The organism is Actinoplanes sp. NPDC049265, assembly GCF_043197135.1.
GTDB lineage: Bacteria > Actinomycetota > Actinomycetes > Mycobacteriales > Micromonosporaceae > Actinoplanes.
Genome location: NZ_JBICSP010000008.1, coordinates 299,240 through 322,402, shown reverse-complemented (window position 1 = coordinate 322,402; position 23,163 = coordinate 299,240). Strand labels below are relative to the sequence as shown.

20 protein-coding genes and 1 pseudogene are annotated in these 23,163 nt (G+C 71.0%); 9 read left to right on the top strand and 12 right to left on the bottom strand.

Annotated elements, in window-relative coordinates:
* Positions 1-104 precede the first annotated feature (104 nt).
* Positions 105-557, top strand: coding sequence for a hemerythrin domain-containing protein (locus tag ACGFIO_RS21645; protein WP_392828080.1), 453 nt, complete (start codon positions 105-107; stop codon positions 555-557).
* 91 nt (positions 558-648) lie between these two features.
* Here ACGFIO_RS21645 and ACGFIO_RS21640 read toward each other — a convergent pair whose 3' ends face one another.
* From ACGFIO_RS21640 to ACGFIO_RS21615, 6 genes are all read right to left on the bottom strand, one after another.
* Positions 649-1,377 carry a hypothetical protein gene (locus ACGFIO_RS21640; RefSeq protein ID WP_392828079.1) on the bottom strand — a complete coding sequence of 243 codons (729 nt, stop codon included), beginning with the start codon at positions 1,375-1,377 and terminating at the stop codon, positions 649-651.
* On the bottom strand, positions 1,370-4,702 hold the full coding sequence (locus tag ACGFIO_RS21635; RefSeq protein ID WP_392828078.1) for a DEAD/DEAH box helicase: 3,333 nt from the start codon (positions 4,700-4,702) through the stop codon (positions 1,370-1,372). Before ACGFIO_RS21635 ends, ACGFIO_RS21640 begins: the two co-directional genes overlap by 8 nt.
* Positions 4,699-5,145: a DUF5990 family protein gene (locus tag ACGFIO_RS21630; RefSeq protein WP_392828077.1), complete on the bottom strand. Its 447-nt coding sequence runs from the start codon at positions 5,143-5,145 to the stop codon at positions 4,699-4,701. The genes ACGFIO_RS21635 and ACGFIO_RS21630 overlap by 4 nt, the downstream gene beginning before the upstream one ends.
* Positions 5,146-5,472: 327 nt before the next feature.
* Complete coding sequence (locus ACGFIO_RS21625) at positions 5,473-6,708, bottom strand: RimK family alpha-L-glutamate ligase (RefSeq protein WP_392828076.1); 1,236 nt, start codon at positions 6,706-6,708, stop codon at positions 5,473-5,475.
* A 21-nt stretch (positions 6,709-6,729) separates the two neighbouring features.
* Positions 6,730-7,773, bottom strand: a complete 1,044-nt coding sequence (locus ACGFIO_RS21620) for an alpha/beta hydrolase (protein ID WP_392828075.1) — start codon at positions 7,771-7,773, stop codon at positions 6,730-6,732.
* Positions 7,774-7,823: 50 nt separating this feature from the next.
* Positions 7,824-8,174: an STAS domain-containing protein gene (locus ACGFIO_RS21615; RefSeq protein ID WP_392828074.1), complete on the bottom strand. Its 351-nt coding sequence runs from the start codon at positions 8,172-8,174 to the stop codon at positions 7,824-7,826.
* 255 nt (positions 8,175-8,429) lie between these two features.
* Between ACGFIO_RS21615 and ACGFIO_RS21610 the strand changes: the two genes are divergently transcribed.
* Positions 8,430-9,896, top strand: coding sequence for an amino acid permease (locus tag ACGFIO_RS21610; RefSeq protein WP_392828073.1), 1,467 nt, complete (start codon positions 8,430-8,432; stop codon positions 9,894-9,896).
* Positions 9,893-10,762, top strand: coding sequence for a universal stress protein (locus ACGFIO_RS21605; RefSeq protein WP_392828072.1), 870 nt, complete (start codon positions 9,893-9,895; stop codon positions 10,760-10,762). The genes ACGFIO_RS21610 and ACGFIO_RS21605 overlap by 4 nt, the downstream gene beginning before the upstream one ends.
* Before the next feature lie 70 nt (positions 10,763-10,832).
* Here the strand turns inward: ACGFIO_RS21605 and ACGFIO_RS21600 are convergent, their stop codons facing one another.
* Genes ACGFIO_RS21600 through ACGFIO_RS21590 form a run of 3 tightly spaced genes read right to left on the bottom strand, consistent with a single transcriptional unit; the run spans position 10,833 to position 13,423 of the window.
* A complete protein-coding gene (locus ACGFIO_RS21600) occupies positions 10,833-11,549 on the bottom strand; it encodes a TetR/AcrR family transcriptional regulator C-terminal domain-containing protein (RefSeq protein ID WP_392828071.1) in 717 nt (238 codons plus the stop codon).
* Positions 11,550-11,556: 7 nt separating this feature from the next.
* Positions 11,557-13,017, bottom strand: a complete 1,461-nt coding sequence (locus ACGFIO_RS21595; protein WP_392828070.1) for an FAD-dependent monooxygenase — start codon at positions 13,015-13,017, stop codon at positions 11,557-11,559.
* Between the two features lie 4 nt (positions 13,018-13,021).
* On the bottom strand, positions 13,022-13,423 hold the full coding sequence (locus ACGFIO_RS21590; RefSeq protein WP_392828069.1) for a RidA family protein: 402 nt from the start codon (positions 13,421-13,423) through the stop codon (positions 13,022-13,024).
* 86 nt (positions 13,424-13,509) lie between these two features.
* Here ACGFIO_RS21590 and ACGFIO_RS21585 point away from each other — a divergent pair, with 86 nt between their 5' ends.
* Positions 13,510-14,760, top strand: coding sequence for an erythromycin esterase family protein (locus ACGFIO_RS21585; RefSeq protein WP_392828068.1), 1,251 nt, complete (start codon positions 13,510-13,512; stop codon positions 14,758-14,760).
* 10 nt (positions 14,761-14,770) lie between these two features.
* The gene (locus tag ACGFIO_RS21580; RefSeq protein WP_392828067.1) at positions 14,771-15,232 is read left to right on the top strand and encodes a phage tail protein; all 462 of its coding nucleotides are present in this window, start codon (positions 14,771-14,773) and stop codon (positions 15,230-15,232) included.
* Here ACGFIO_RS21580 and ACGFIO_RS21575 read toward each other — a convergent pair whose 3' ends face one another.
* The 3 genes from ACGFIO_RS21575 to ACGFIO_RS21565 form a co-directional block, all read right to left on the bottom strand.
* The gene (locus ACGFIO_RS21575; RefSeq protein WP_392828066.1) at positions 15,233-16,192 is read right to left on the bottom strand and encodes a serine/threonine-protein kinase; all 960 of its coding nucleotides are present in this window, start codon (positions 16,190-16,192) and stop codon (positions 15,233-15,235) included.
* A gap of 219 nt (positions 16,193-16,411) precedes the next feature.
* Positions 16,412-17,323 carry a hypothetical protein gene (locus ACGFIO_RS21570; protein ID WP_392828065.1) on the bottom strand — a complete coding sequence of 304 codons (912 nt, stop codon included), beginning with the start codon at positions 17,321-17,323 and terminating at the stop codon, positions 16,412-16,414.
* A 72-nt stretch (positions 17,324-17,395) separates the two neighbouring features.
* A complete protein-coding gene (locus tag ACGFIO_RS21565; RefSeq protein ID WP_392828064.1) occupies positions 17,396-18,331 on the bottom strand; it encodes a sulfotransferase family protein in 936 nt (311 codons plus the stop codon).
* An 823-nt stretch (positions 18,332-19,154) separates the two neighbouring features.
* Here ACGFIO_RS21565 and ACGFIO_RS21560 point away from each other — a divergent pair.
* The 4 genes and pseudogenes from ACGFIO_RS21560 to ACGFIO_RS21545 form a co-directional block, all read left to right on the top strand.
* On the top strand, positions 19,155-20,069 hold the full coding sequence (locus tag ACGFIO_RS21560; RefSeq protein WP_392828063.1) for a glycosyltransferase family 2 protein: 915 nt from the start codon (positions 19,155-19,157) through the stop codon (positions 20,067-20,069).
* A gap of 52 nt (positions 20,070-20,121) precedes the next feature.
* The gene (locus ACGFIO_RS21555; protein WP_392828062.1) at positions 20,122-21,087 is read left to right on the top strand and encodes a glycosyltransferase family 2 protein; all 966 of its coding nucleotides are present in this window, start codon (positions 20,122-20,124) and stop codon (positions 21,085-21,087) included.
* Positions 21,084-22,460 (top strand): glycosyltransferase, encoded by a 1,377-nt coding sequence (locus tag ACGFIO_RS21550; RefSeq protein ID WP_392828061.1) that lies wholly within the window; start codon positions 21,084-21,086, stop codon positions 22,458-22,460. The genes ACGFIO_RS21555 and ACGFIO_RS21550 overlap by 4 nt, the downstream gene beginning before the upstream one ends.
* Positions 22,461-22,676: 216 nt before the next feature.
* Positions 22,677-23,163 (top strand): annotated as a pseudogene (locus tag ACGFIO_RS21545) (hypothetical protein); the annotation flags it as partial.

Sequence of the window (23,163 nt, the reverse complement as noted above, 5' to 3'; positions counted from 1 at the left end):
AGGTAACGGCTTCCCAAGCCTGTGACAGGACCGGCAGATCCGGGCCTTCCTCCATGACGTCCACCGGGGTGGTCTCTGTCTTCTTGTCGCCCTCCATCTATCCGATGGAAGAGGTTTCGTTGACCGACGAACGCGTCAAAGGGATGGGCGACTGGCTCATCGAGGTACACGACTGGTTCCGCACCGAGCTGGCGACCCTGCGCCGTCAGGCCGTCGCCGGCGAGCAGCTCACCCCGTCGACCGACCTGCGCGCCAATTGCCTGGCCTTCTGTGGCTACCTGACCCGCCACCACACCGGCGAGGACGGCGGTGTCTTCCCGATGCTGGCCCGGATCCACCCGGAACTGTCCGAGGTGGTCGCCCGGCTCGAGAAGGAGCACGAGGTGGTGGCCGAGATCCTGCGTGAGCTGCAGGATTTGGCCCGCGACGAGGGCGACCGCGACCGTCTGGTGCGGGGGCTGGACCGTCTGACCGCCGAGCTCACCGGCCACCTGCGCTACGAGGAGGAGACCCTGTTCGACGTGCTCAACGAGACTCCGGCGCCACCGATGGGCTGATCCAACCCGTCGATTGCGACAGATCCTGAAGGGGCGTCGCCAACCCGGCAGCCGATGTCGGCCGGGGCGGCGGGGCGGAACGTCCAGGACATCAGTCCTCCACGGGCAGGGCCAGGTAGGCGGGACGGAGCCGCTCGACCAGGTCGTCGCCGAGCGGGGGCGGGTCGAGCTGGTCGAGGAGAGTGTCGGGGCGGGTACGGGCCGGCGGCGGCGCGGCGGCCGGCGTACCCGTACCCCAGAATTCCTCGAAGTCACCCAGGTCGCCGGACGGCTGAGGCGGGGGCGGCGGCTCGGCCCGGGCGGTCACGGCCACGGCTCCGCGCAGGCGGCGGAGGCGGTCGAGCAGCTCCTCGCGGGTGCGGCCACGCCAGGTGAAGACGCCGAACGGGTCGGTCTCGAACGAGCGGGCCAGCTCGTACAGGGTGGCGGCGAGGTGGATGCACGGCATCGGCCAGCGTTCGCAGGTGCAGTCCATCGCCACGTCGTCCAGGGACAACGGCAGCAGGGTGAGGCCCGCGCGGGCGAAGATCCGGTCGATGCCGGCCGGCATGCGGCCGTCGAGCAGGTCGGCCACGAAGCGGGCCTCGGCGGCCAGCGCGTCCTCGACCCGGGCCCACTCGGCCGCGCCGAACGCCCGGACCGCGATGCGGGCCCGGAACGCCGCCCGGTCCTCCGGCCCGCGCACCTGGGCGACGACGAGGCTGCTGGACACGGTGATGCCGCGGACGTGCCCGTTGCGGGCGTCCCGCCGGCCCCGCGAGAAGGTCGAGGTCATCCGCAGGGACTCGAACGTGCTGAGGAACGGCTGCAGGTCACTCACCGACGGCCTCCGGCGACAGGGCGAGCAGGTCGCGCAGCTCACCGGTGGACAGGGTGGTCAGCCAGCTCTCGCCGTTGCCGACCACCCGCTCGGCCAGCGTGCCCTTCTCGGCGATCAGGCCGTCGATGCGTTCCTCCAGCGTGCCCAGGCAGGTCAGGGTGTGTACCCGCACGTCGCGGTCCTGCCCGATCCGGAACGCCCGGTCGGTGGCCTGCGCCTCGGTCGCCGGGTTCCACCACCGGTCCACGTGCACGACGTGGTTGGCCGCGGTCAGGTTGAGCCCGGTGCCACCGGCCTTGAGCGACAGCACGAACACGCCGGGCCGGTCGTCGGCCTGGAACTCACGCACGAGGCGGTCGCGTTCGGCGCGCGAGGTGCCGCCATGGAGATACCGCACGGGTATGCCGAACCGCGCGGCCAGATGCGGCACCAGCATCGCCCCGAACCGGGTGAACTGGGTGAAGCACAGCGCCCGCTCCCCCTGGGCCAGCACCGCGTCGAGGATCTCCTCCAGGCGCTCCAGCTTGCCCGATCGCCCGGGCAGCGGCGAGCCGTCGCCGAGCAGCTGGGCCGGATGGTTGCAGACCTGCTTGAGCTTGGTCATCGTGGCCAGCACGTAGCCCTTGCGCCGGTCCGAGGCCTCGCCGATCCGCTCCAGCATGTCGTCGAGCACGGCCTGGTAGAGCGTGGCCTGCTCGGCGGTCAGCCCGCACAGGTGCCGCACGTGCCGCTTGTCCGGCAGGTCGTCGATGACCGTCGCGTCGGACTTCTCCCGCCGGAGCAGGAACGGCCGGGTGGCCAGCCGCAGCCGGTGGGCGGCGTCCTCGTCCTCGTACCGCTCGATCGGCACCGCGAACCGCGCCCGGAACGTCGGCGCGCCGGCCAGCACCCCCGGGTTGAGGAAGTCCAGAATGGACCACAGTTCGGCCAGCCGGTTCTCCACGGGCGTACCGGTCAGCGCGATCCGCGACCGCGCCGGTATCCGCCGGACGGCCTTGGCCACCGCGCTCGCGCTGTTCTTGATGTGCTGCGCCTCGTCCAGCACGATCCGGTCCCAGCCCTGTTCGGCGAGAGCCCGGTGGTCCCTCATCGCAGTCTGGTACGTGGTCAGCAGCACATCGCAGTCTTCGCTTTCCGGCCGCTCCCCGCCGTGCCACACGCTCACCCGCAGCGACGGCGCGAACCGGGCCGCCTCCCGCTGCCAGTTGCCCAGCACCGAGAGCGGGCAGATCAGCAGCGTCGGCCCCCGACGCGCGTGCAGGAGCAGGGTCAACAGCTGTACGGTCTTGCCCAGCCCCATGTCGTCGGCCAGGCAGGCGCCCAGCCCCAGGCCGTCCATGAAGGCCAGCCAGGAAAAACCCCGTCGCTGGTACGCCCGGAGCACGCCGTTGAGGTCCGGTGGCTGGTCGAGCAGTTCCAGCCGCTCGTCCAGGTCCCCCGACAGCAGCCCCGCGGCCCACCCTGCGCCGGACACCGCGGTCACCGGCAGCGGCAGCTCCTCCGGCGGCAGGATCCGGATCATGCGCAGCGCGTCGCCGGCGGTCATCGAGCCGCCGCCGCGCTGGAGGAAGGCCAGGCCGGCGGTGAGCCGCTCCGGGTCGAGGTGCACCCAGCGTCCCCGCAGCCGGACCAGCGGAACCTTGACTCTGGCCAGGTCGGACAGCTCGTCCTCGGTCAGCACCCGCCCGCCCAGGGCCAGCCCCCAGTTGTAGTTCACCAGCGACGCCAGGTTCGTGGTCCGGTCGCGCAGCACCGGGGCGATCGGTTCCGGCGTACGCACCTCGAGCGCCAGCCCCAGACTGGGCCGGTCCCGCCACCAGGCCGGCACCATCACCCCGTAGCCGGCCTGCTCGAGCACCGGCGCGTTGCTCAGGAACCGGTGTGCCCCCTCGGTGTCCAGCACCAGGTCGACCGGCCGGGCCACCCGCAGCGCGTCCCCCAGCTCGGGCACCAGCCGCGCGGCCCGCCCGAGCCCGGCCAGCAGCCGCTCCTGCGGATGATGCGTCCACCGCCGCAGCGGCGCGATCTCGTCACGCCACACGTCCGCGGCGGTGACCAGCACGCTGGGTTCGTCGAGCGGCTGCACCAGAAACTCAACCAGCCACGCGTCATCTTCCTGGGCGACGCTGGTTGGCTCTCCGGTGGCATCGGGCCGATCCGGCTCCATCTCGTGCAGGTGGCTCAGCCGGAACACGACCCGGACAGCCGCCCCGCTGACCGCATCGGCGTGCCAGGCGTCAAGCATCTCGGTCAGCGCGTGCACCACTTCCGGCGCCGCCTCGAATTCCCCGGCCTCCCGCTCCCCGCCGCCCGCCTCGTCGTCCTGCCCACCCCTGGTGTACGAAACTGTTTCGTTTCGCTCCAGGGCGCCGCCTTGGTTTCGCTCCAGGGCGCCGCCTTGGTTTCGCTCCAGGGCGCCGCCTTGGTTTCGCTCCAGGGCGCCGCCTTGGTTTCGCTCCAGGGCGCCACCCTGGCTTCCCGACAGCCCGCCGCCCTGGTCTCCCGACAGCCCGCCGCCCTGGTCTCCCGCCAGCGCATCGCCCGCACCGTTCTCCGGAACGCCACCAGCGACGAGCTCGACCCGCCGGGTGGGCCGGGGCAGGGTGTCGTCGGTGAGGGCGACCAGCCACGGGTCACCGGTGAGGACTACGCCGACTTCGGCCAGGCGGGTGCGGACCAGCCCGTCGACCAGGCGGTTGAGCGCGGCGTGCAGCAGCTCGGCCGCCGGGTGAGCGTCGGTGCCGCCCGGCCGCAGACGCTCCGCACGGCAGGCGGCGGGCATGCGCCGAAGCAGTTCCGCGTGCCGGGTGGCGTCGGGCCCGGTCAGCACCGGCCGCCAATGAGCTCGTGGCCGTACCCCATCGGGCCAGACGCCCGGCAGCACCCGCCCCCGCCCCACCAGATCGGCGGCAAACGCACACACCTCGACCAGATAGTCGAGCGAGGGCGCCGCCCGATCATCGTCCCGCGCGACATCGCCGGTCACGAACGGCACCGTCACCGCCGCCACCCGCCACGCCTGCCAGCGCGGCTTCCCGCGCCGAGCCGCCAGCCCAAGCTGCGGCGACGCCAGCGGCCCGCTCGAGGTAGACGGCAACAGCAACGTCATCGGCCCCCGCGCATCCCCTTCCGGGAGCCCGTCACTCCCCGCCGCGAAGGGATGCCAAGCCGCCTCCCCACGCCGCCGCGCCCGAGACACGACCACCTCTCCGTGCGCGACCTCGTCGCCGGAAGGGCCGTGGGCGGTGGTCGCGTCGATCTCGGCCCAGAGCGCGAAGGCGCCGTCCCCGGCGATGACGCCGTGCAGGACCCGGGTGACCGTCACTCGGCGGTCCAGGTGATCACCGGCGGCCGGACCCGGGCACAGATCGGCCCGCCGTCCTGGTCGGTCAGGCCGAGCCGCCCCACCAGCGTGGCCGTCCCCGCGTGCCCCGCCAGCAGCGCGTCGCCCGGGATGTCACCGAAGAGCAGCTTGGCCCGCCGGAACATGTCGAACCGGTCGCCTGTCAGCGCGCCCCAGGTCAGATACAGGAACCGGGCCCCCGGCCGCCCGTGCACCCAGGGCCCGCCGACATCCACGAGGCCCTCGCCGACGGTCCGGCTGTCGACCTCCAGCTCCCACGTCGCCGACTCCGCCGACGCGGGCACCAGCGACTCCGGGCGGTCTTTGCGCTGCACCCCGACATGCACGTTGGCCAGCCGCAACTCATCGGCCGTGGCCCCGCTGCGCCGCCCCGGCAGATCACTGCCCTCGATCCTGATCCGCACCGCCCAACCCTAAGCCGCCCGTACGACAACCCAGTCGTAGCCCAGGGCGCCAGCCACGCCCCAACCACCGCCCAGCCCTACCACCAAACCCGCCACCCAGTGGTAGCCAAGAGCGCCAACCCCGCCCGGGACCACCAACCAGTGGTAGCCCAGCACGCCCGAAACACCGCCCGGGGCCACCACCAAGATCACCAGCCTGTGGTGGGCCCGAGCGCCGAGCACGTCCGAAACACCGCCGGGGCTACCACCGAGACGCCGAGCGGTGGGCCCGAGCGGTATGCGGGGCCGAGGCACCGCCGGGGGCTACCACTGAAGGTTGGGGGTTGGTCAGGCGTTGTCGCGGAGCCAGGCGTCCATCAGGCCACCGAAATGAGCCAGGAACCGTTGCTGCTCGTGCTCGGGGTAGGTGCTGCGGACGGTCTGGTCGAGGAGGGTGCGGAACTCGGGCGAGCTGACCCAGTCGTGGACCATCTCGTCGACGTGCGACAGGTGGCGGGCGCAGAAGTCCTGGTACTTCTCGATCTCGAAGTACTCGTCGGCGAGGCGGCGGTAACCGGCCAGCTTCTCGGCGTACGACAGGTCGTCGCGGTCGCCGATGGCGAAGTAGTCGGCGGTGTTCATGTCCAGCCGCGGCTTGCGTCCCGTGACGACGCAGAACACCGTCCAGCGCAGCAGCGCCGCCATCGCCCACGGGAAGTAGTAGTGCAGTGAGGTGACCGCGACGTCGGGGCAGGCGTTGGCGTAGTCGATCGGGTACACCTCGGTGCCCTTGATCAGCGACTCGCAGCTGTTGAACTCCCACCGGAAGAACGCGTTGATCAGCCGCGAGATGGTGATGACCTCGTCGCCGGTCTCGGGCGTCAGGAAGTCGTGCGAAACCGCGTACCGGTCGTACATGGGCAGTTCGGGCCGGAACTTCATGACCATGGTCTCGGGTCCGATGGTCAGCGACCGGGCGAACACGTCGTAGCCCTCGACCGACGCCTGCAGGTGCATGAGGCGCTCGCCCGAGGCGTCGTAGGCGGTGTGCAGCTCGTCGGCATTGCGGATCTTGGAGACGCCGACCCAGGCGCCGCCGTCGTACGGCTTCATGAACATCGGGTAGCCGACCTGGGCCGCGGTCTCGTCCAGGTCGAACGGCTCGTTGTAGCGGGCCGACGTGTACGCGTACCGCGAGTTGTCCAGCGGGTTCTTGTACGGCACCAGCACGGTCTCGGGCACCTTGAGCCCGAGCCGGATCATCGCGCAGTACGCCGTGTGCTTCTCCATCGACTGGAACGTGAACGGGCTGTTCAGCAGGTACACGTCGTTCATCATGGAAATCTTCTTGAGCCACTCGCGGGGGTGGTAGTACCAGTAGGCGAGCCGATCGATGACCAGGCTGTGCTTGGGCTGGTCGCGCAGGTTGAAGGGTTCGATGGTGACACGTTCGCTGCGTACGTCGTGGGTGCGCCCGTTGTCGTCCTTGATCGCACCGACCCGGCGTAGCAGGGCCTCGTAGGCCCGCGGCCAGTCGTCCTCGGTCCCCAGCAACAGTCCGATGGTGTGTTCGACGTCGGCCACGGGTCGCCTCCAAGCGAGGATCTAGAACACTTTCCGCAACAGCGCGGTGAGGTGCGGGTCGAAGGCGTCACGCCAGCCGACCCAGGTGTGCGCGTCCGGCACCTCCGCGAACGCGACGTCGTAGCCGTGGCCGTCGAGCACGGCGGCCATGTCCTTGTTGTTGGCCAGGTTCTCCTCGACTGCACCACAGGTGAGCGTGATCGGCACGGCGGGGCCGTCGGAGCGGCGGCGGACCCGGCCGGTGAACCGGACGATCCGCAGGTAGCGGCCGAAGTCGCGTTCCTGCCGGTCGAAGCGGGGCTGGAACAGGCTGGCGGACTGCAGGAACAGCGCGGCGAAGGCGGCCGGGTGGCGGCGCTGGGCGTGCAGCATGGCCAGGCCGCCGAGGCTGGCGCCGACGCCGACGACGGGCCGGTCGGCGCCGAGTTCGGCGGCGAGCTTGGGCAGGGCGTCACGGGCCAGGGCGCGGGCGTACGCGGGACTGGCCGAATACCATTCGAAGCGCTCGCCCGGCGGCAGCAGCGCCAGGTGGAACGGCGGCACCCGGCCGGCTCCGATCATCCCGGCGGCGTAACGGCCGAGTTCGGCGTAGCGGTGGTAGTCGGGCCCGTCGTGGGCGACGACGACCCGGCCGGTGGGCTCGTCCGGCGACCAGACCCGGGCCACCATCTCGCCGTGCACGGCCGGCAGCGGCAGGTAGACGTCGCGCCAGCCGCCGTGTGCCTGCGGCAGGTGCAGCCAGCCGGGTTCGCGATAGTCGTCGCACCGCAGTTCGGACGAGTCACCGAAGCCACCGCCGGCCCGCTGTGGGTTTTCCGGGTCCAGGACCCATTCGGTACGCCCGTCCGGGTGGCTCAGTTCCAGCTTGTACTCGATGCGCCAGACGCCGGGCCGGGGCAGCCGCAGCTCCCAGCGATGGTCGTCGGGCCGGTAGGTGAAGGACAGGTCGCTGCCGCGCGGGAAAACGCCGCTTCCCAGCCGTACCCCCGACAGCCGTTGATCTTGATCGTGCAGCTGGAAGCAGAGCTCGTCACCGCGGCAGAACGCCCCCACCGCCGTCTCCATGAACGAACCTTAACGGTCGGTTCATGGAAGGGCACAAGATCTGAGGGCGGTCAGGGCGTGTAGTGCTGGGGCGAATCGTGCGACGCGGGGAGCCCGAACATCTCGGCCAAGCCGGTGACCCGGAGCTGGCGGTGCACGAACTCGCTCGGGTTGCGCAGCACGAACCGGGTGCCGGTCTCGCGGGCCACGTTGTAACCGGTGACGAGCGCGCCCACGCCCATCGAGTCCATGAACGTCACGAACGTCAGGTCGACGATCATGGTCACCGGACGTTGCGCGTGCAGGGTGGAGAGCAGTGCCTCGCGCAGGGCGTCGACCGTGGCCGCGTCCAGCGTGCCGCGCACGTCGACCACGATGGCGCCATCGGCCTGGCGCCGGGTCGTCATGACGGCCTCGCCCATGCTGCGCCCTCTCCCTTGTCGCGTGCTCTCCGACCAACCGTACAACGCCCTGCTCACACCTCGCAGGTTGGCGCACCTTTCCGTGATCCCAGCGCACAAAGCGTGCGCTGTTCGTCACCCACTGTCGGCCGGATTGCACAAGTCAAATCACCAAGATTGCCGGACTCTGCTGATCCACTTGCCGTCCAACTTGCGGCCGACCACCGGTGACGGAACTGTGAACATCGGTATTCATCCAGGGCGGAGGTGTGCCGTATGGCCACAACATCAGGGCATAAACCGGGGATCTTCGCGATCCGCGACGTACGTTCGCTGATCACCGAGACGACCCAGGAAGGGAGCGGCCTGAAGAAGGCGGTGGGCGCGACCCAGCTCACCGCGATGGGGGTCGGCGCCATCATCGGCACCGGCATCTTCGTGGTCATCGGCGAGGGCGCCAACGTGGCCGGCCCGGCCGTCATCCTCTCGTTCGTGCTGGCCGCCGTGGCCTGCGCGTTCTCCGCGTTGTCGTACGCCGAACTGGCCTCGTCCATCCCGGTCGCCGGCAGCGCCTACACCTACACCTACGCCACCCTGGGCGAGATCGTCGCCTGGATCATCGGGTGGGACCTGATCCTGGAGTACGGCGTCTCGGTCGCCGCGATCGCCGTCGGCTGGGGCGGCAACCTGAACGCGTTCCTCGACTCCGCCTTCGGCGTGGCGCTGCCGGACGCGATAGCCAAATCGCCCGAGGACGGCGGCATCTTCAACCTGCCGGCCGTCTTCATCGTCCTGGCCATCACGTTCCTGCTGGTCCGCGGGGTCACCGAGAGCGCCCGGGTCAACCTGATCATGGTCGTGGTCAAGCTGACCGTGCTGCTGTTCTTCATCGTGGTGGCGTTCGTCAACTTCGGCACCGGCAACTTCCAGCCGTTCACCCCGACCGGCGTCGACGGGGTGACATCGGCGGCGGCGATCATCTTCTTCGCGTACATCGGCTTCGACGCGGTCTCCACCGGCTCCGAAGAGGCTCGCAATCCGTCCCGGGACCTGCCCCTGGCCATCATCGGCTCGCTGGTCATCTGCACGATCTTCTACGTGCTGACCGCGGTCGGTGCGCTGGGCATCGCCAGCCCCGCGCAGATGTCGTCGAGCGACGCGCCGCTGGCCGCCGCGCTCGACAAGGGCGCGGGCATCAGCTGGGCGGCGGGCATTCTGGCCCTCGGCGCGGTCGTGGCGATCACCAGCGTGGTGCTGGTCATCATGTACGGCCAGACCCGCATCTTCTTCGCCATGTGCCGCGACGGCCTGCTCCCCCAGCGCCTCGCGAAGGTCAACCAGCGGTACGGCACCCCGGCCCGGCTGACCATCGGTCTCGGCGTGCTGATCGCGATCCTGGCCGCCCTGGTGCCGTTGAGCGAGATCGTCAAACTGGTCAACATCGGCACGCTGTTCGCGTTCGTGCTGGTCAACATCGGTGTGATCATCCTGCGGCGGACCCGGCCGGACATGCCGCGCCCGTACCGGGTGCCGTGGTCGCCCGTCCTGCCGATCATCGGTGTGCTGTTCGCCATCTACCTGATGACCGACCTGCCGGTCGACACCTGGATCCGGTTCGTGGTCTGGCTGGTCATCGGCATCGTCATCTACTTCGCGTACGGCTACCGCAACTCCAAGGTCCGCAAGCAGGCCATGGCCGGCGACGCCGCCGCGCCGCCGCCGGACGGGGGTGAGCCCCGATGACCGGACCGGTCGTCACCGGTGTCGACGGCCAGGCGTGCGGCACCGACGCCCTGCGCCTGGGCCGCTGGCTCGCCGACAGCCTGGGCGGGCCGCTGATCGTGGCGGTGGTGCACGCGGCTCCCGCGGCGCTCGGCTCGGGCCGGGTCGACGCCGAGTGGGTCGCCGACCGGCACCGGGCCGCCGAGGCTGTGCTCAACGGCGCCCGGGAATCCCTCAAGGACGCGCCCGGCGAGGCTGAGTATCGGGCGGTGGCGTCGACGTCGGCCGCGCACGGGTTGCACGACCTGGCCGAGGAGGTGGACGCGTCGATCATCGTGGTCGGCTCGAAGCTCAGCGGCGCGAAGAACCGGCTGTTCGCCGGGTCGACGGCGGAACGCCTGCTGGCCGGCAGCCAGTGGCCGATCGCGGTGGCGCCGCAGGAGATGACCGCCTCGCCCGGGGACCACGGGCGGGTCGGCGTGGCGTACGTGGACACGCCGGACGGGCGCGCCGCGCTCGAGGAGGGCGCCGAGATCGCCCGCCGGATCGGCGCCTCGCTGCGGTTGTACACGGTGGTCGCCGACCAGGACTCCACGCTGCCCTTCCTGGTCGGGGCGGATGCGGAGCACGCGTTCCTGGAGACTGCCCGGGAGACGTACGAGGAGTCGTTGCGTCGGGCGGCGGCGACGGTGTCCGGGGTCGAGGTCGACTGGCGGCTGCTGACCGGGAATGTGGTCGACGCGCTCACCGAACTGGACGAGGTGGACGTGCTCTGCTGCGGTTCCCGCGGCTACGGGCCGGCCCGCCGGGTGCTGCTCGGCGGCGTCTCGACCAGGTTGCTCCGGGGCGCCCGCAGCCCGATCATCGTGGTCCCGCGTAGCGGCTGATCCGGGGGCCGGTCTCAGGGGGCCGGTCTCAGGGGGCCGGTCTCAGGGGGCCGGTCTCAGGGGGCCGGTCTCAGGGGGCCGGTCTCAGGCCGCGGACGAAAACCGCCAGTCCGTAGTCGAAGTGGGAACCGTAGTCGGCGGTGGTCAACGCGGACGCGGCGGCGGCCAGGTGCGGGTACCTCTGTGGTTCCAGCGCCTGCCGCAGCCGCTCGACCCCCGCCGGCGCCGCGGCTACATCATCGACGGCGTCCTCATCGATGACGTCATACGCCGCGGCGTCGAGAATCGCTTGCTCCTCCAGCGTGTGCCCAACCGTGAAGTGGATCAGCGCGTACGCCGCCCGGGCCGCGTCGTCCGGGCCGTGCCCGAAGTCGCCCAGCGCCCCGACCATGGCGTCGGCGAAGCCCAGAGTGTGCGGACCGATGGAGTGGGTCCCGGCGTAGACCCGGGCGCCGTCGCGGTGGGCGAGCAACGCCGCCCGCAGTCGGCGAGCCAGCGCGGCCGGGCGATCGGCCGGACCGACGTCGGCCGGGAGGTCACCGCACCCCGCCAGCATCAGTTCCGCCATCGCCGTCAGCAGTTCCTCCTTCGTCGCGAAGTAGCGGTACAACGCACCGGCCTGCACGTCGAGGGCGTCGGCGAGCCTGCGCATGGTCAGCGCCTCCAACCCGACGTTGTCCAGCAGCTCGAGCGCCACCTCGACCGACCGGCCGCGCTCCAGCCGGGGTTGCCGACCGCGCGGCCGCCCGCCGACGGGAACCGGCCGCGACGTTGTCGAGGGCACCATGCCGTCACTATAGAGACGGTGGCCCGGCCCACCTCCGTAGCGCCGCTTCCCGATCCGCGTCCGACGGCACTTCGCTCTGCCGGCGCACCCAGGCGATGTGCCCGTCCGGCCGGACCAGCACCTCGGCCAGGTCGTCGAGGCCGGGATGGGGTGCGGCGGTGGCGGCCTCGACCCGGTGCCCCCAGCCCGCCGACACAGCCTTGGCCGCCCCGCCGCCGACCAGCTCGAGGAAGCCGAACCGTCCCCCGTGGAGCAGCGCGAAATCGGCCGGTGGCCCGGCCAGGCGCGCGCCGACGAACGGATCCTCGCCCGGCGTCGCGTAGGACGTGTCGAGTGCCGACACGAGACCGGCCAGCCGCGCGTTCGCCGCGGGGATCGCCAGCAGGTCGTCCAGCAGCTCGCGCAGCGCGGCGACCGGCTGCTGATATTCCTCGACCAGGGTCAGCTGCAACAACAGGGTCTGAGCCTGGGTGTTGCCGGTGACCGCACGCCCGGCCGCGTGCCGTTCGGTGTGGTAGCTGTCGAGCAGGCCCGGTGCCGCCCACCCGTTGATCTCAGCGGCCAGTTTCCAGCCCAGGTTCATGGCGTCCTGCAGGCCGGTGTTCAGTCCCTGCCCGGCCGCCGGGAAATGGATGTGCGCCGCGTCCCCGGCCACGAAGACCCGACCGGCCCGATACCGGTCGGCCAGCCGCGTCGCGTTCCCGAAGCGGGACAGCCACCGCGGCTCGTCGACACCGAACGAGGAGCCGGTCATCCGGGTCAGCGACTCCCGGAACTCGTCCACGGTGACCGGCTCGGACCTCGGGACACGCATGCGGTCCGGGTCGGTCACGACGAACCGGGTCAGGCCACCCTCGAGCGGGACGACCAGCACTCGCGTCCCGGCCGCGGCGGCCAGGGCATCCTGGTCGACGACCGCGAAGTCGCCCAGCATCGCGGTCATCGTGGCCTCCGAGCCGGGGAACCCGATCCCCGCGCTCGACCGGACCCGGCTGTCGCCGCCGTCGCAGCCGACCACGAACGCCGCCCGCACCGTCGACTCGCCATCGGGCGTCCGGACGCGGACGTCGACCCCGGCGTCGTCCTGCGTCAGCCCGGTGACCTCGTGCTGGTACGCGACCTCGACCCCCAGCTCGCGCGCCCGCTCCTCCAGGATCCGCTCGGTGTGCACCTGCTCGAGGAACAGCGTGTAGCCGTGACGCGTGTCCAGCCGGGAGAAGTCGAGCGGCCGGTCGAGGCCCGCGAAATGCCAGCCGGGAACGGTACGACCGCGGGACAGGAAGCGGTCGGCGAGGCCGCGCAGGTCCATGATCTCGATGCTGCGCGGGTGCAGGGTCAAGGCCCGCGACTGCTCGTGCCGGCGGCCGCGGCGTTCCAGCACTCGCACCGCCGTCCCGGCCAGGGCCAGCTCGCAGGCCAGGAACAGCCCGGTCGGCCCGGCGCCGCTGATCACTACATCGGTGTCCACCGGATCACACCTCCTCGACGGCCGCGACCACGCGCACCTCGATCAGGAAGCCCGGCGCGAACAGCGCCGACACGGCGACCAGGGTGCTGGCGGGCGCCGCCGTCATGCCGGCGCGCAGCGGGTCGAAGACGGCATGCAGCAGCTCCGGTGTGTAGCCGACGACGAACACGGTCTCGTCGACGATGTCGTCGCGGGTGGCTCCGGCGGCGGCCAGCACCGCCTCGATGTTGCGGGCGACCTGCGCCGACTGCGCGGCGTAGTCGTCGCCGCCGACCAGGTTTCCCTGCGCGTCCCAGGCGACCTGCCCGGCCAGGTGGATCAGCCGCCGACCGGCGACGGACACCGACTGGCTGATCTGGTCGGTCGGGTTGAAGACGCTGGAGGGACTGCTGCGCGTCACGGTCATGACGAACTCCCGATTTAGTGAACGGCGTTCAATGAACAGCGTTCACTATAGGGCGCGTGGGTGCGGTCCGCCAGTATGCTCACGCGGTGGACTTCGCCGAATTCCTTACTACGCATACGTTTCCGCTGGCCACGGTCGATCCCGGGGCACCGCTGGACGACCTCGAGCCGCTGGCCGAGAGGCTCGCGGCCGCGCGGGTGATCGCCATCGGGGAGAACGCCCACCTGGTGCGCGAGTTCTACCTGCTACGCCACCGGCTGCACCGGTTACTGACCGAACGGCTCGGGTTCACGGTGTACGCGATGGAGAGCGGCTTCAGCGAAGGCCTCGCCGTCGACGCGTGGGTGCGCGGGGACCGGCCGGCCGAGGAACTGCGGGCGGTCGCCGACCACGGCATCACGTACACCATGGGCCGGTGCCAGGAGATGCGCGACCACCTGTCCTGGATGCGGACGGCCGAGCCGCCGGTACGGTTCTCCGGACTGGACGTCCCGGGGTCGACCGCGTCGGCGTTGCCCGCGATCGAGGGGGTACGCCGCTATCTGCGCGACGTCGACCCGGACGCCGAACCGGCCCTGGACCGGCTGGCCACGCTGATCGGGAAGTACGCGGGCGAGCACTCGATGCCGGCCTACGCGGCGTACGCCGGTCTCGACCCGGCCGAACGGGACCTGATCACGGTGACCTTCGCCGAGCTGGCGGCCCGGTTCGACGCCCTGGAACCGGAGTACCGGGCCGCCGCGGGCACCGGGGCGTACGCCGTCGCCCGGCATGAGTTGCGCCTTGCCCTGCTGCTCGACCAGGCCATGCGCAGTTACGCGACACCGGCCGGGGTGGCCACCCACCCGAAGGTCGCCGCCCGCGACCGGGGCATGGCCGAGACGGTGTTCTGGCTGCTCGAACGCTTCGGCCCCGACACGAAGATCATCGTGGCCGCCCACAACAACCACATCCAGCGCACCCCGGTGACCACCCCCGCGTTCCCGCTCTCCGCGGCCGGCCACCACCTGGCCACCCGGCTGGGCCCGGAGTACCTGGCCATTGGCGTGACCTGCACCGCCGGGCGGACGGTGACCCACCGCGCGGACCCGGCCGCACCGGGTGGCGTGGCCATCGTGGGCGCCGGCCTGACGACCCCCGAGGAGGGCAGCGTCGAAGCAGCTCTGCCCGCCGGGCTGTGCGCCGTGGATCTGCGGACGGCGCGAGACGGTGGGGTCACCGGCGCCCCGGACAAGATCCGGATCATCGACCGCTACCAACCCGTGCCGGTGGTCGACGCCTACGACCTGATCGTCAACGTGCCCGAGGTCCGCCCGACCGCCCAGGTGTCCGAGTAGCGTCCTGACCATGCCTTACGCAGTGGACTTCGACACCGTGTCGACCGCCGGCCTGGAGTCGTCGCCGGTCGCTCCCGCGCTCGCCGGCCTCCGGGCGAACGAGGCTCGTTACTTCCGGAACAAGTACGCTCACGTCTTCGCCGTCGAGCCGGCCGGCGACGCCCCGGAGGCCGTCGACTGGGTGCACCACATCCTCGATGCGGAGCGGGGCATCGTCATCTCGTCGCCCGCCCTGGAGGCGACCACCTTCCAGGTCGAGAACATCCGGATGGCGTACGTCTTCTACCGGAGCGGCCTGTCCATCAACGTGATGTACACGGTCGACGACGGCGGCAAACGGGCGGTCGGCTTCAAGCTCTCCGACGGCATGGACGTTCCCGACGAGCTGGCGTCGTTCAAGTTCGCCCGGCAGAGGTCGAAGCTGGCCGGCACCATCCGCGGTTCCTACTTCGTGATCAAGAACGAGTACTGATCAGCTGTCGGCGCGGTGGCGGCCGAAGCGGGGCTCGGTCGGCATCGCCGCGGCCGTAGGGGCCTCGGCCGCGCGCTGGTCGAAGGTCGGCGTCGGGCGGGACATGGCCGAGTCGATGTCCATGATCGGCACGTAGACGCGGGCGTCCACCGCCTCGGCCAGCAGCAGGGCCGCCACCAGGGCGGTCGGGCGTTCGCGGGGGTCCTTGTCGAGGCAGCGGGAGACGAGGTCGAGCACCTCGGCCGGCAGGTCCTCGATGGCGGGAAGCTGGTCGGGGTGGTTGAAGCGCTGGGCGTGCACCAGCTCGGTGTTGGTGCCCGCGGTCCACGGCAGGCGGCCGGACAGGCAGTGGTAGAGCAGCGTACCCAAGGAGAACATGTCGGTCGCGGGGGTCGCGGGCAGGCCGTCGAAGCGTTCGGGGGCGACGTAGGCGGGCGTACCCATCACCGGGCCGTCGGGGTCCGGGTCGGGTGAGCCCACCGCGGCGGCGATGCCGAAGTCGAGGACCTTGGCCCCAGCCGGAGTCAGCATGATGTTGGCCGGCTTGATGTCGCGGTGCACCACGTGTTCGGCGTGGGCGGCGGCCAGGGCGGCCGCGACCTCGGCGCCGACGCGGACCGCGATGCGCCAGTCGAGCGGGCCCCGGGCGAGATGGTCGCTGAGCGTCTGGCCCTCGACCAGTTCCATGACGATGTACGGGACGTCCTCGTCACCGGCGCGCGAGGTGCCGAAGTCGTGCACCCCGGCGACGTTGGGATGGGCCAGCCGGGCCGCCGAGCGGGCCTCGGTGCGGACCAGGTCGACGCCGGAGACGTCACCGAGCGTGCCGGCCGCCTGCGCGGACATGATCTTCACCGCGACGGGACGGTCGAGGACCTGGTCGTGACCGTGCCACACCTCGGACATCCCGCCGATGCCGATGCGCCGTACGAGCTCGTACCGCTCGCCCACCACGCGCATCCACCACTCCCGTCCCCTGTTGACGAAGATCTGCGTACCCGAGGGGCCGGTGCGACAAACGGCGCGATCACTCGAAAGGGAAACGGCGGAGCGGTCCTTGTGGGACGCGCTCCGCCGTCGACGGTGCCGAGTAGTACGCCGGCACCGGGCGTTCGTGATCGAAGCTAGGCGAACTCCGCAGCCGGTGGACAGCCGCCCCCGGGCAGCGTGACGCCGCTCTCAGGCCTGCTCGCTGCGCAGATCGTGGGCACCGTCGGCCCGGGTGGCCTCGTAGTAGAGGCGGGTGCCGCCGTCCGGCATGGTGACCAGGCTCAGGTAACGGAGACCGTTGGGCGCGTGCGGGCTGCCCAGCGGCGGGCCGTCGGCGGCGGTGAGCGGGCCGAAGCTGCCGTCGGCGAGGCGGGTGCCGCCGGCCGTGCCCGTGCGCTCCTCCCAGTTCTCCCCAGCGGTGGCCCGGCCGTCGTACGCGGCCTGGAGCTGGTCGCCGTCGACGACCACGGACGAGACGCGTACGCCGCGCGCGTCCCACTCGCCGGCCCGGCCGGTCAGCGCGGTCCGCCGCCACGTCCAGAGCAGGCCGTCGGGGCTGGTGAAGTATTCGGTGGTCATCCGGTCGGCGTCGTCCCAGGACTCGAGCGGGTGCACCGAGGCCCACAGGTGCCAGCCGTGCTCGTCGTGGTGCAGTACCGGGTCCTTGACGCCGCGCGCCTCGTCGCCGGCCAGCACTGTCCGCGGGGTGGCCGTGGCCAGGCCCTCCGGGGTGCCGGCCTCGATCAGGTCGACCTTCCAGTGTTTGGTGCCGGGGGTGGCCGCACTGACGTAGAGGCGCCAGCGGCCCTCGGGCGTACGCACGATGGCCGGTCGTTCCAGCGACTCGGCGCCGAAGGTGTCCTTGCTGATCTCGGCCAGCACGGTGAATTTCACCCCGTCGGCCGACCGGGCGACCACGTTGGCGATGCCTCGCCCGGCGCCGATCGGCAGCCGGAGCCGGTAGGCCAGATAGACGTGCCCGTCGGCGACGATCGAGCTGGGCGCCCCGGACCAGGCTCCGGGCTCGCTGCCGGGCGGTTCGACCACCACGACGGATTCGTCCCAGCGGGGCAGGGGCAGCGTGGATATCCCGGTGGTCACGGCGGTCTCCCTTGAACTCGCGACGATGATCGCTGCGAAGGGTACCCGCATTCTCTACATGACTGGTGGGGATTAAGCCTTGGTGGCGTGTCGCTCCACCTCGAGCCAGTCGTCGTAGCTCTCGCCGGTGATCTTCTCCAGCAGGGCGATGTCGGCTTTGAAGTATGGCAGCAGCGCCTCGCGGATCGCCGGGGTGGTGCCGGGCCGGGTGCCGTTCTTGCGGTGCAGCAGGGTGAGCAGCGGACCGCGGGCGGCCAGCCGCAGCGGCACCGGGAAGTGGTGGCCGTAGGTGCCGCCGGCCCGCAGCAACGCCCGCAGCACCCGGTTGACCGCGTTGTCCTCGACCACGTGCCGGTTGACGTTCTCCCTGGGGATGACCGGCAGCCGCCCGGTCGCCACTCCCAGGAACGCGCACACCCGGTCGAGTGTCTCGACCGGCCGGTCCTTCAGGTCGCGGTAGCGCAGCAGCAGCACCCGCTCGCGGTCGACCCGCTCGAACAGGTGCTGGACCTGCTCGCCGTACAGGCCGAGACGCTTGTAGTGCCAGAAGTCGGCCCAGCCGGCGGCGATCCGGTCGGCCTCGGCGTCACAGGCGGCGAGGAAGTCGGCCTCGGACTCCAGACCCGCGATCCAGAGGTGGGTCCAGTTCGAGTGGGCGCGGTCGACCGGGTCGCGGAGCAGCAGGATGACGCGTACGTCGGGGAGCAACCCGGCGATCCGATCGTGCGAGGCCAGGTCCCCGAGGTAGAAGGGCGTCGCCTCACCCTTCTTGACCCCCGGCGGCGCCGCGGCGAACAGGGCCTCGTAGTCGGCCCGCCGCCACACGTGTTCCTGGTAGGTCTGCACGTCGCCGGGCCCGCCGGTGGCCGGTGGGCGCCCGTTGCTGAGGAAGAACTTCGGCTCCTTGACCCGCGACAGCAGCAGCTCCGGGTGCGGGGCGAGCGCGGCGTGCAGGGCCGTGGTCCCGGCCTTGGGCACACCGGCGATCAGGAAGTCCGGGAGCGCCATAGGGTCCTCCTCACAGGCGGCCCGGCGGCCGCGAACTGAGAGTTAGCCTACCGGCTTTATAGGGTTTGGCGAATACGGCGGGGCGGTTTCACCCCGGTCGGCGAGCTCAGACGGAGCGGCGCCACCAGCGCTTGAGCCGGAATCGTCCGCACTTCTCGGCGCCACAGAAGGTGCAGTCGGTGCCCTTCCGGAGATGTTCATGAGCGTCGCGCGGGTGGCCACAAACACACACAGCACTGTTGGCCGTCATCGCCTCACCCACGGTAGTGCCTGACTCACTCAACGAGTCTAAGCCGTCCAGAAATCGTGAGTGATATTCAACCATCGATGCCTGGCCGGCCGCGTCCCCCGTCCGATATAACCGGGCTGCACCCTGACCTCACGTTTTGTAACCGCACTGTCGAGTGGGATGGCTCACAGCTGGTATTCCGACATACCAACAATGCCCCATTCCGATGCTTGATCGGCGGTACTGCGATCATCCGGTACCGGCTGGCCGGTTACGCGGACCTTGATCACCAATGCCCGTTACCAAGTGTAACGGGCGGGACTTCAAGTCAATCTTGGTGTCCGAGTGAATTACCGCAGCTCATACGGTTGGCGGCAGTTCAACGCACGGACATCGCCACCCTGTCCCTTTGGTCAGTTGACGCTACGTAGCGTGTTGCTAGGGTCGTCAGCAGAAGCGAGCGACTCGGGTTCGGGGCTCCGAACCCACCGGAATGGGTCGCCTTGCCGCCCCCTGAAAGGGACCGACATGCAGCTCTCCACGCCATCCGGCAACACGCCGGGTAACGGAAAGGCGTTACCGACCGTAAGCGTCGTGATCCCGACTCTCAACGAGGAACGGAATCTCCCGCACGTGTTCGCCGACCTGCCGGACGGGATCGACGAGGTCGTCCTGGTCGACGGCGGATCGGTCGACCGGACCGTCGAGGTGGCCCGCGAGCTGCGCCCCGACGTGGTTGTCGTCCAGCAGACCCGCACCGGCAAGGGCAACGCTCTGGCCTGCGGATTCGCCGCCTGCACGAGCGACATCATCGTGATGATCGACGCCGACGGGTCGACCGACCCGAAGGAGATCCCGCTGTTCGTCGAGAAGCTGGTGAACGGCGACGACTTCGTCAAGGGCTCACGGTTCAGCCACGGCGGGCACAGCCACGACATCACCAAGCTGCGCAAGCTCGGCAACGACGGGCTGAACGTAGTGGTCAACGTACTGTTCGGTACGAAGTTCACCGACCTCTGCTACGGCTACAACGCGTTCTGGCGCCGCGTGGTCCCGTCGCTCGACCTGCCCGACACGCGTCTCCCCCGCAACGCCGACGGCAGCAAGCACTGGGGCGACGGCTTCGAGATCGAGACGATGATCAACATCCGAGCCGCGGTCGACAAGCTCAAGGTCGGCGAGGTCGGCAGCGTCGAGCACGCCCGCATCCACGGCGTGACCAACCTCAACACCTTCCGTGACGGCGCCCGCGTGCTCCGCACGATCTTCAGCGAATACGGGCGCATGCGGCGCAACCGCCGCGCCGGCGTCGCCGTGACCGCCCAGGTGCCCGCCCAGCCCACCGGCAACCGGCTCGAACGGGTCAACCGGAACACCCCCGCCGCCACCGCGCACGCCGCCGATCCCCGCTCGGCCGGCGCGCACGTCAACCGCGGCCCGTTCCGCGAGGTCGGCGCCGGGCGTACCGACGACATCAAGAAGCGTCTCGAAGCCCGCGCCGGCGACTGAAGCCCCACCACCCGCTCCCCAGTTCCACCGCCTCGCAAGGAGTCCCCCCGACGTGGAGAACTTCCGTCCCGCGATCAGCATCGTGATCCCCACGCACACCGAACAGCGCTGGGCATCGCTGGTCCGTACCGTCGCCTGCGCCCGCTCGCAGATCTACACCCCGGCCGAGATCGTGGTCGTGGTCGACCACAACCCGGCCCTGTACCGCCGCGCCCGCCGTGACCTGCCAGGCGTGACAGTGCTCGAGAACCTGTACGCCCAGGGCGTGTCGGGCAACCGCAACACCGGCGCCTTCCACACCCACACCGCGCTGATCGCGTTCATGGACGACGACATCACCGCCGAGCCGGACTGGCTGGGCAGCCTCGTCGCTCCGTTCGCCGACCCGAAGGTGATCGGGACCGGCGGCGGGATCAGCCCGGCGTGGGAGGGACCGGAGCCGCGCTGGATGCCCGAGGAGTTCCTCTGGGCCGTCGGTGGCTCGTACGCCGGCATGCCCTCCGAGGTGTCACCCATCCGCAACGTGTGGTCGGCCGGTATGGTCGTCCGGCGCGAGGCGTTCACGCAGGTCGGCGGCTTCCGGACCGGCTTCGGCAAGCTCGGTGGGCAGAACCGCCCCGAGGACACCGAGCTCTGCATCCGGATGAGTCAGGCCACCGGCGGCCACTGGATGTACGTACCCGACGCGATCATCCGCCACGAGGTGCCCGCGATCCGGTCCACGTTCTCGTTCTTCGTCAAGCGCTGCTACGCCGAGGGCCGCGGCAAGGTCCAGATGGCCGGGCTCAACACCAAGGGCGACAGCCTCGGGGCGGAGCGCGACTACCTGCGCTCACTTCCCCGAGCGGTGGTACGCAACATCGCCGCCGCCTCCCGCGGCCGTGGCGTCGACCACGCCCTCAAGGCCGGCAGCGTGCTCGCCGGCGTCGCCGCGGCCGGCTTCGGCGGTGCCGTGGAGACCCTCTCGACCAAGCGCACCCGCACCGCCCGCCGCCCGGAGCTGGAGGCCAGCCGATGACCACCGACATCAACGGCGCCGCGTGGGCGCCGGCCGACCGTACCCACGACATGCTCCTCGGCCCGGACGTCGAGCCGGCCGGCGGCACCCGTCCCGCCGCCGTCCACGACATCGACCTGTCCGACCCGCTGCCCACCATCGCCGGCATCGCCGCCGACGGCCGCCGCGTCCTCAAGGCCTGGATGCTGGTCCGGCTCTTCTCCGAGCCGATCGGCACCGTCCTGGTCGACGTGCCGCTCAAGGGCCTGCGCCCGGCCGACGTCGGCCGGCTCATCGACCATGAGCTCGGCGTCACCGTGCAGCCCAAGCTGGCCGCGCTCGGCCTGGACACGCTGCCGATCGACGGGATCACCACCGACACCGAGCCGGCCTTCCTGGCCCGCCGCCGCGAAGTGCTGGCCACCGCGCCGCACATCACCGTCGTGGTCTGCACCCGCGAGCACCCGGCCGAGCTCGAGAACTGCCTCGACAGCCTGCTCGCGATGAACTATCCCGCCTTCCGGGTGCTGGTCGTCGACAACGCCCCGACCAGCGACGCCACCAAGAACGTCGTCTCGTCGGCCGCCGCGAAGGGCCACGTCGACTACCTCTGCGAGCCGACGCCCGGCCTGTCCTTCGCCCGGAACACGGCCGTCAAGGCGGCGCCGGGCGAGATCCTGGCCTGGATCGACGACGACGAGCGGGCCGACGTCAACTGGCTGGCCGAGGTGGCCCGGGCGCTGGCCGACCACCCCGACGCCGACGTCGTCTCCGGCGTCATCGTCCCGGCCGAGCTGGAGACCCAGGCCCAGCTGTGGTTCGAGCAGTTCGGTGGGCACAGCAAGGGCCGCGGCTTCCGGCCCGACGTGTTCAGCCCGGCGACCGCGCACAAGCAGAGCCCGCTCTACCCGCTGCCACCGTTCGGCACCGGCGCCAACATGACCTTCCGGCCCGGCGTGATCGAGCGGATCGGCGGCTTCGACGTGGCGCTCGGTGCGGGCACCCCGGCCATGGGCTCCGAGGACACCCTGGCCTTCACCCAGGTACTGGTCGGCGGAGGCACGATCGTCTACCAGCCGTCGGCCGTCACCCACCACTACCACCGGCGCGACCTGGCCGGTCTGGAGAAGCAGATGGTGGGGTACGGGGCGGGGCTGACCGCCGCGTACACCAGCCTGATCCTGAGCCGGCCGGGACTGCTGTGGCCGCTGATCAAGCTGGCGCCGACCGCCCTGCGCGACCTGACCGGCTCGGACAGCCTGCGGGTGTCGACGCTGCGCGAGGACTTCCCGCGCGAACTGCTCAAGGCCAACCGCCGCGGGATGCTGGCCGGCCCGCGCGCGTACCTGAAGGGACGTCGCGCCGCGCGAGCCCGCGCCCGGAGCGCCAGCTGATCGTGCCGATCACCCGAACACCGGAAAAGTGGACCTTGTCCGGGGCATTCTCGGCTCAGGGACCACAGATGTCGCGAGACCAGATGCCCGCCGGGGACCTAGATGCCGAAGGACGAGACGCCCGAGTCGCCGCGCGTGCCACCACCAGGGTGGCCGCCGGCGCCGGCGACGTCGATCCATGGCCTGGAGTCCCCCGACGCCGCGGAGGCCCCCGAGATGTCTGACCAGCGATCCGGCGACCGGACCGCGACCGAGGACGCACCGGAACGCCCGCACGACCGCGCTCGTGGCACCGCCCAGGTGCCGGGTGGGCGGCCGCCGGCCCGGCCGGACTCGGCCCGCGGCAGTGCCCGGGTGCGACCGGAGCCGACCCGCACAACCGAGCCGCCCCGTACACCCGAGCCGACGCGCGCAACCGAGCCGACGCGCACGGTCGACGCGAGCCGGGCCCAGATCGCCGACACCCAGACGACCGAAGGCGTGCCGGCCAAGCCGATAGCGCCGGCCCAGGCGGCCGCGGCCCTCGGTGCGACGGCCGACACCGACACCGACACCGCCGAGCCCGACACCGCTATCGAATCCGAGGCGGAAGCCGAGACCGAAGCCGCGGTCGAGACCGAGACCGAGCCGGAGACCGAGGCCGGAGCTGAGACGGAGCCAGAAGCCGAAACCGAGGCCAACGCCGCGGTCGAGACCGAGGCGG

Excerpts from the sequence above, each read along its gene's own strand:
- ACGFIO_RS21610 (WP_392828073.1), top strand. The coding sequence starts at position 8,430 with ATGGCCACAACATCAGGGCATAAACCGGGGATCTTCGCGATCCGCGAC.
- ACGFIO_RS21605 (WP_392828072.1), top strand. The coding sequence starts at position 9,893 with ATGACCGGACCGGTCGTCACCGGTGTCGACGGCCAGGCGTGCGGCACC.
- ACGFIO_RS21580 (WP_392828067.1), top strand. The coding sequence starts at position 14,771 with ATGCCTTACGCAGTGGACTTCGACACCGTGTCGACCGCCGGCCTGGAG.
- ACGFIO_RS21565 (WP_392828064.1), bottom strand. The coding sequence starts at position 18,331 with ATGGCGCTCCCGGACTTCCTGATCGCCGGTGTGCCCAAGGCCGGGACC.
- ACGFIO_RS21590 (WP_392828069.1), bottom strand. The coding sequence starts at position 13,423 with ATGACCGTGACGCGCAGCAGTCCCTCCAGCGTCTTCAACCCGACCGAC.
- ACGFIO_RS21550 (WP_392828061.1), top strand. The coding sequence starts at position 21,084 with ATGACCACCGACATCAACGGCGCCGCGTGGGCGCCGGCCGACCGTACC.
- ACGFIO_RS21575 (WP_392828066.1), bottom strand. The coding sequence starts at position 16,192 with ATGCGCGTGGTGGGCGAGCGGTACGAGCTCGTACGGCGCATCGGCATC.
- ACGFIO_RS21620 (WP_392828075.1), bottom strand. The coding sequence starts at position 7,773 with ATGGAGACGGCGGTGGGGGCGTTCTGCCGCGGTGACGAGCTCTGCTTC.
- ACGFIO_RS21615 (WP_392828074.1), bottom strand. The coding sequence starts at position 8,174 with ATGGGCGAGGCCGTCATGACGACCCGGCGCCAGGCCGATGGCGCCATC.
- ACGFIO_RS21600 (WP_392828071.1), bottom strand. The coding sequence starts at position 11,549 with ATGGTGCCCTCGACAACGTCGCGGCCGGTTCCCGTCGGCGGGCGGCCG.
- ACGFIO_RS21645 (WP_392828080.1), top strand. The coding sequence starts at position 105 with ATGGAAGAGGTTTCGTTGACCGACGAACGCGTCAAAGGGATGGGCGAC.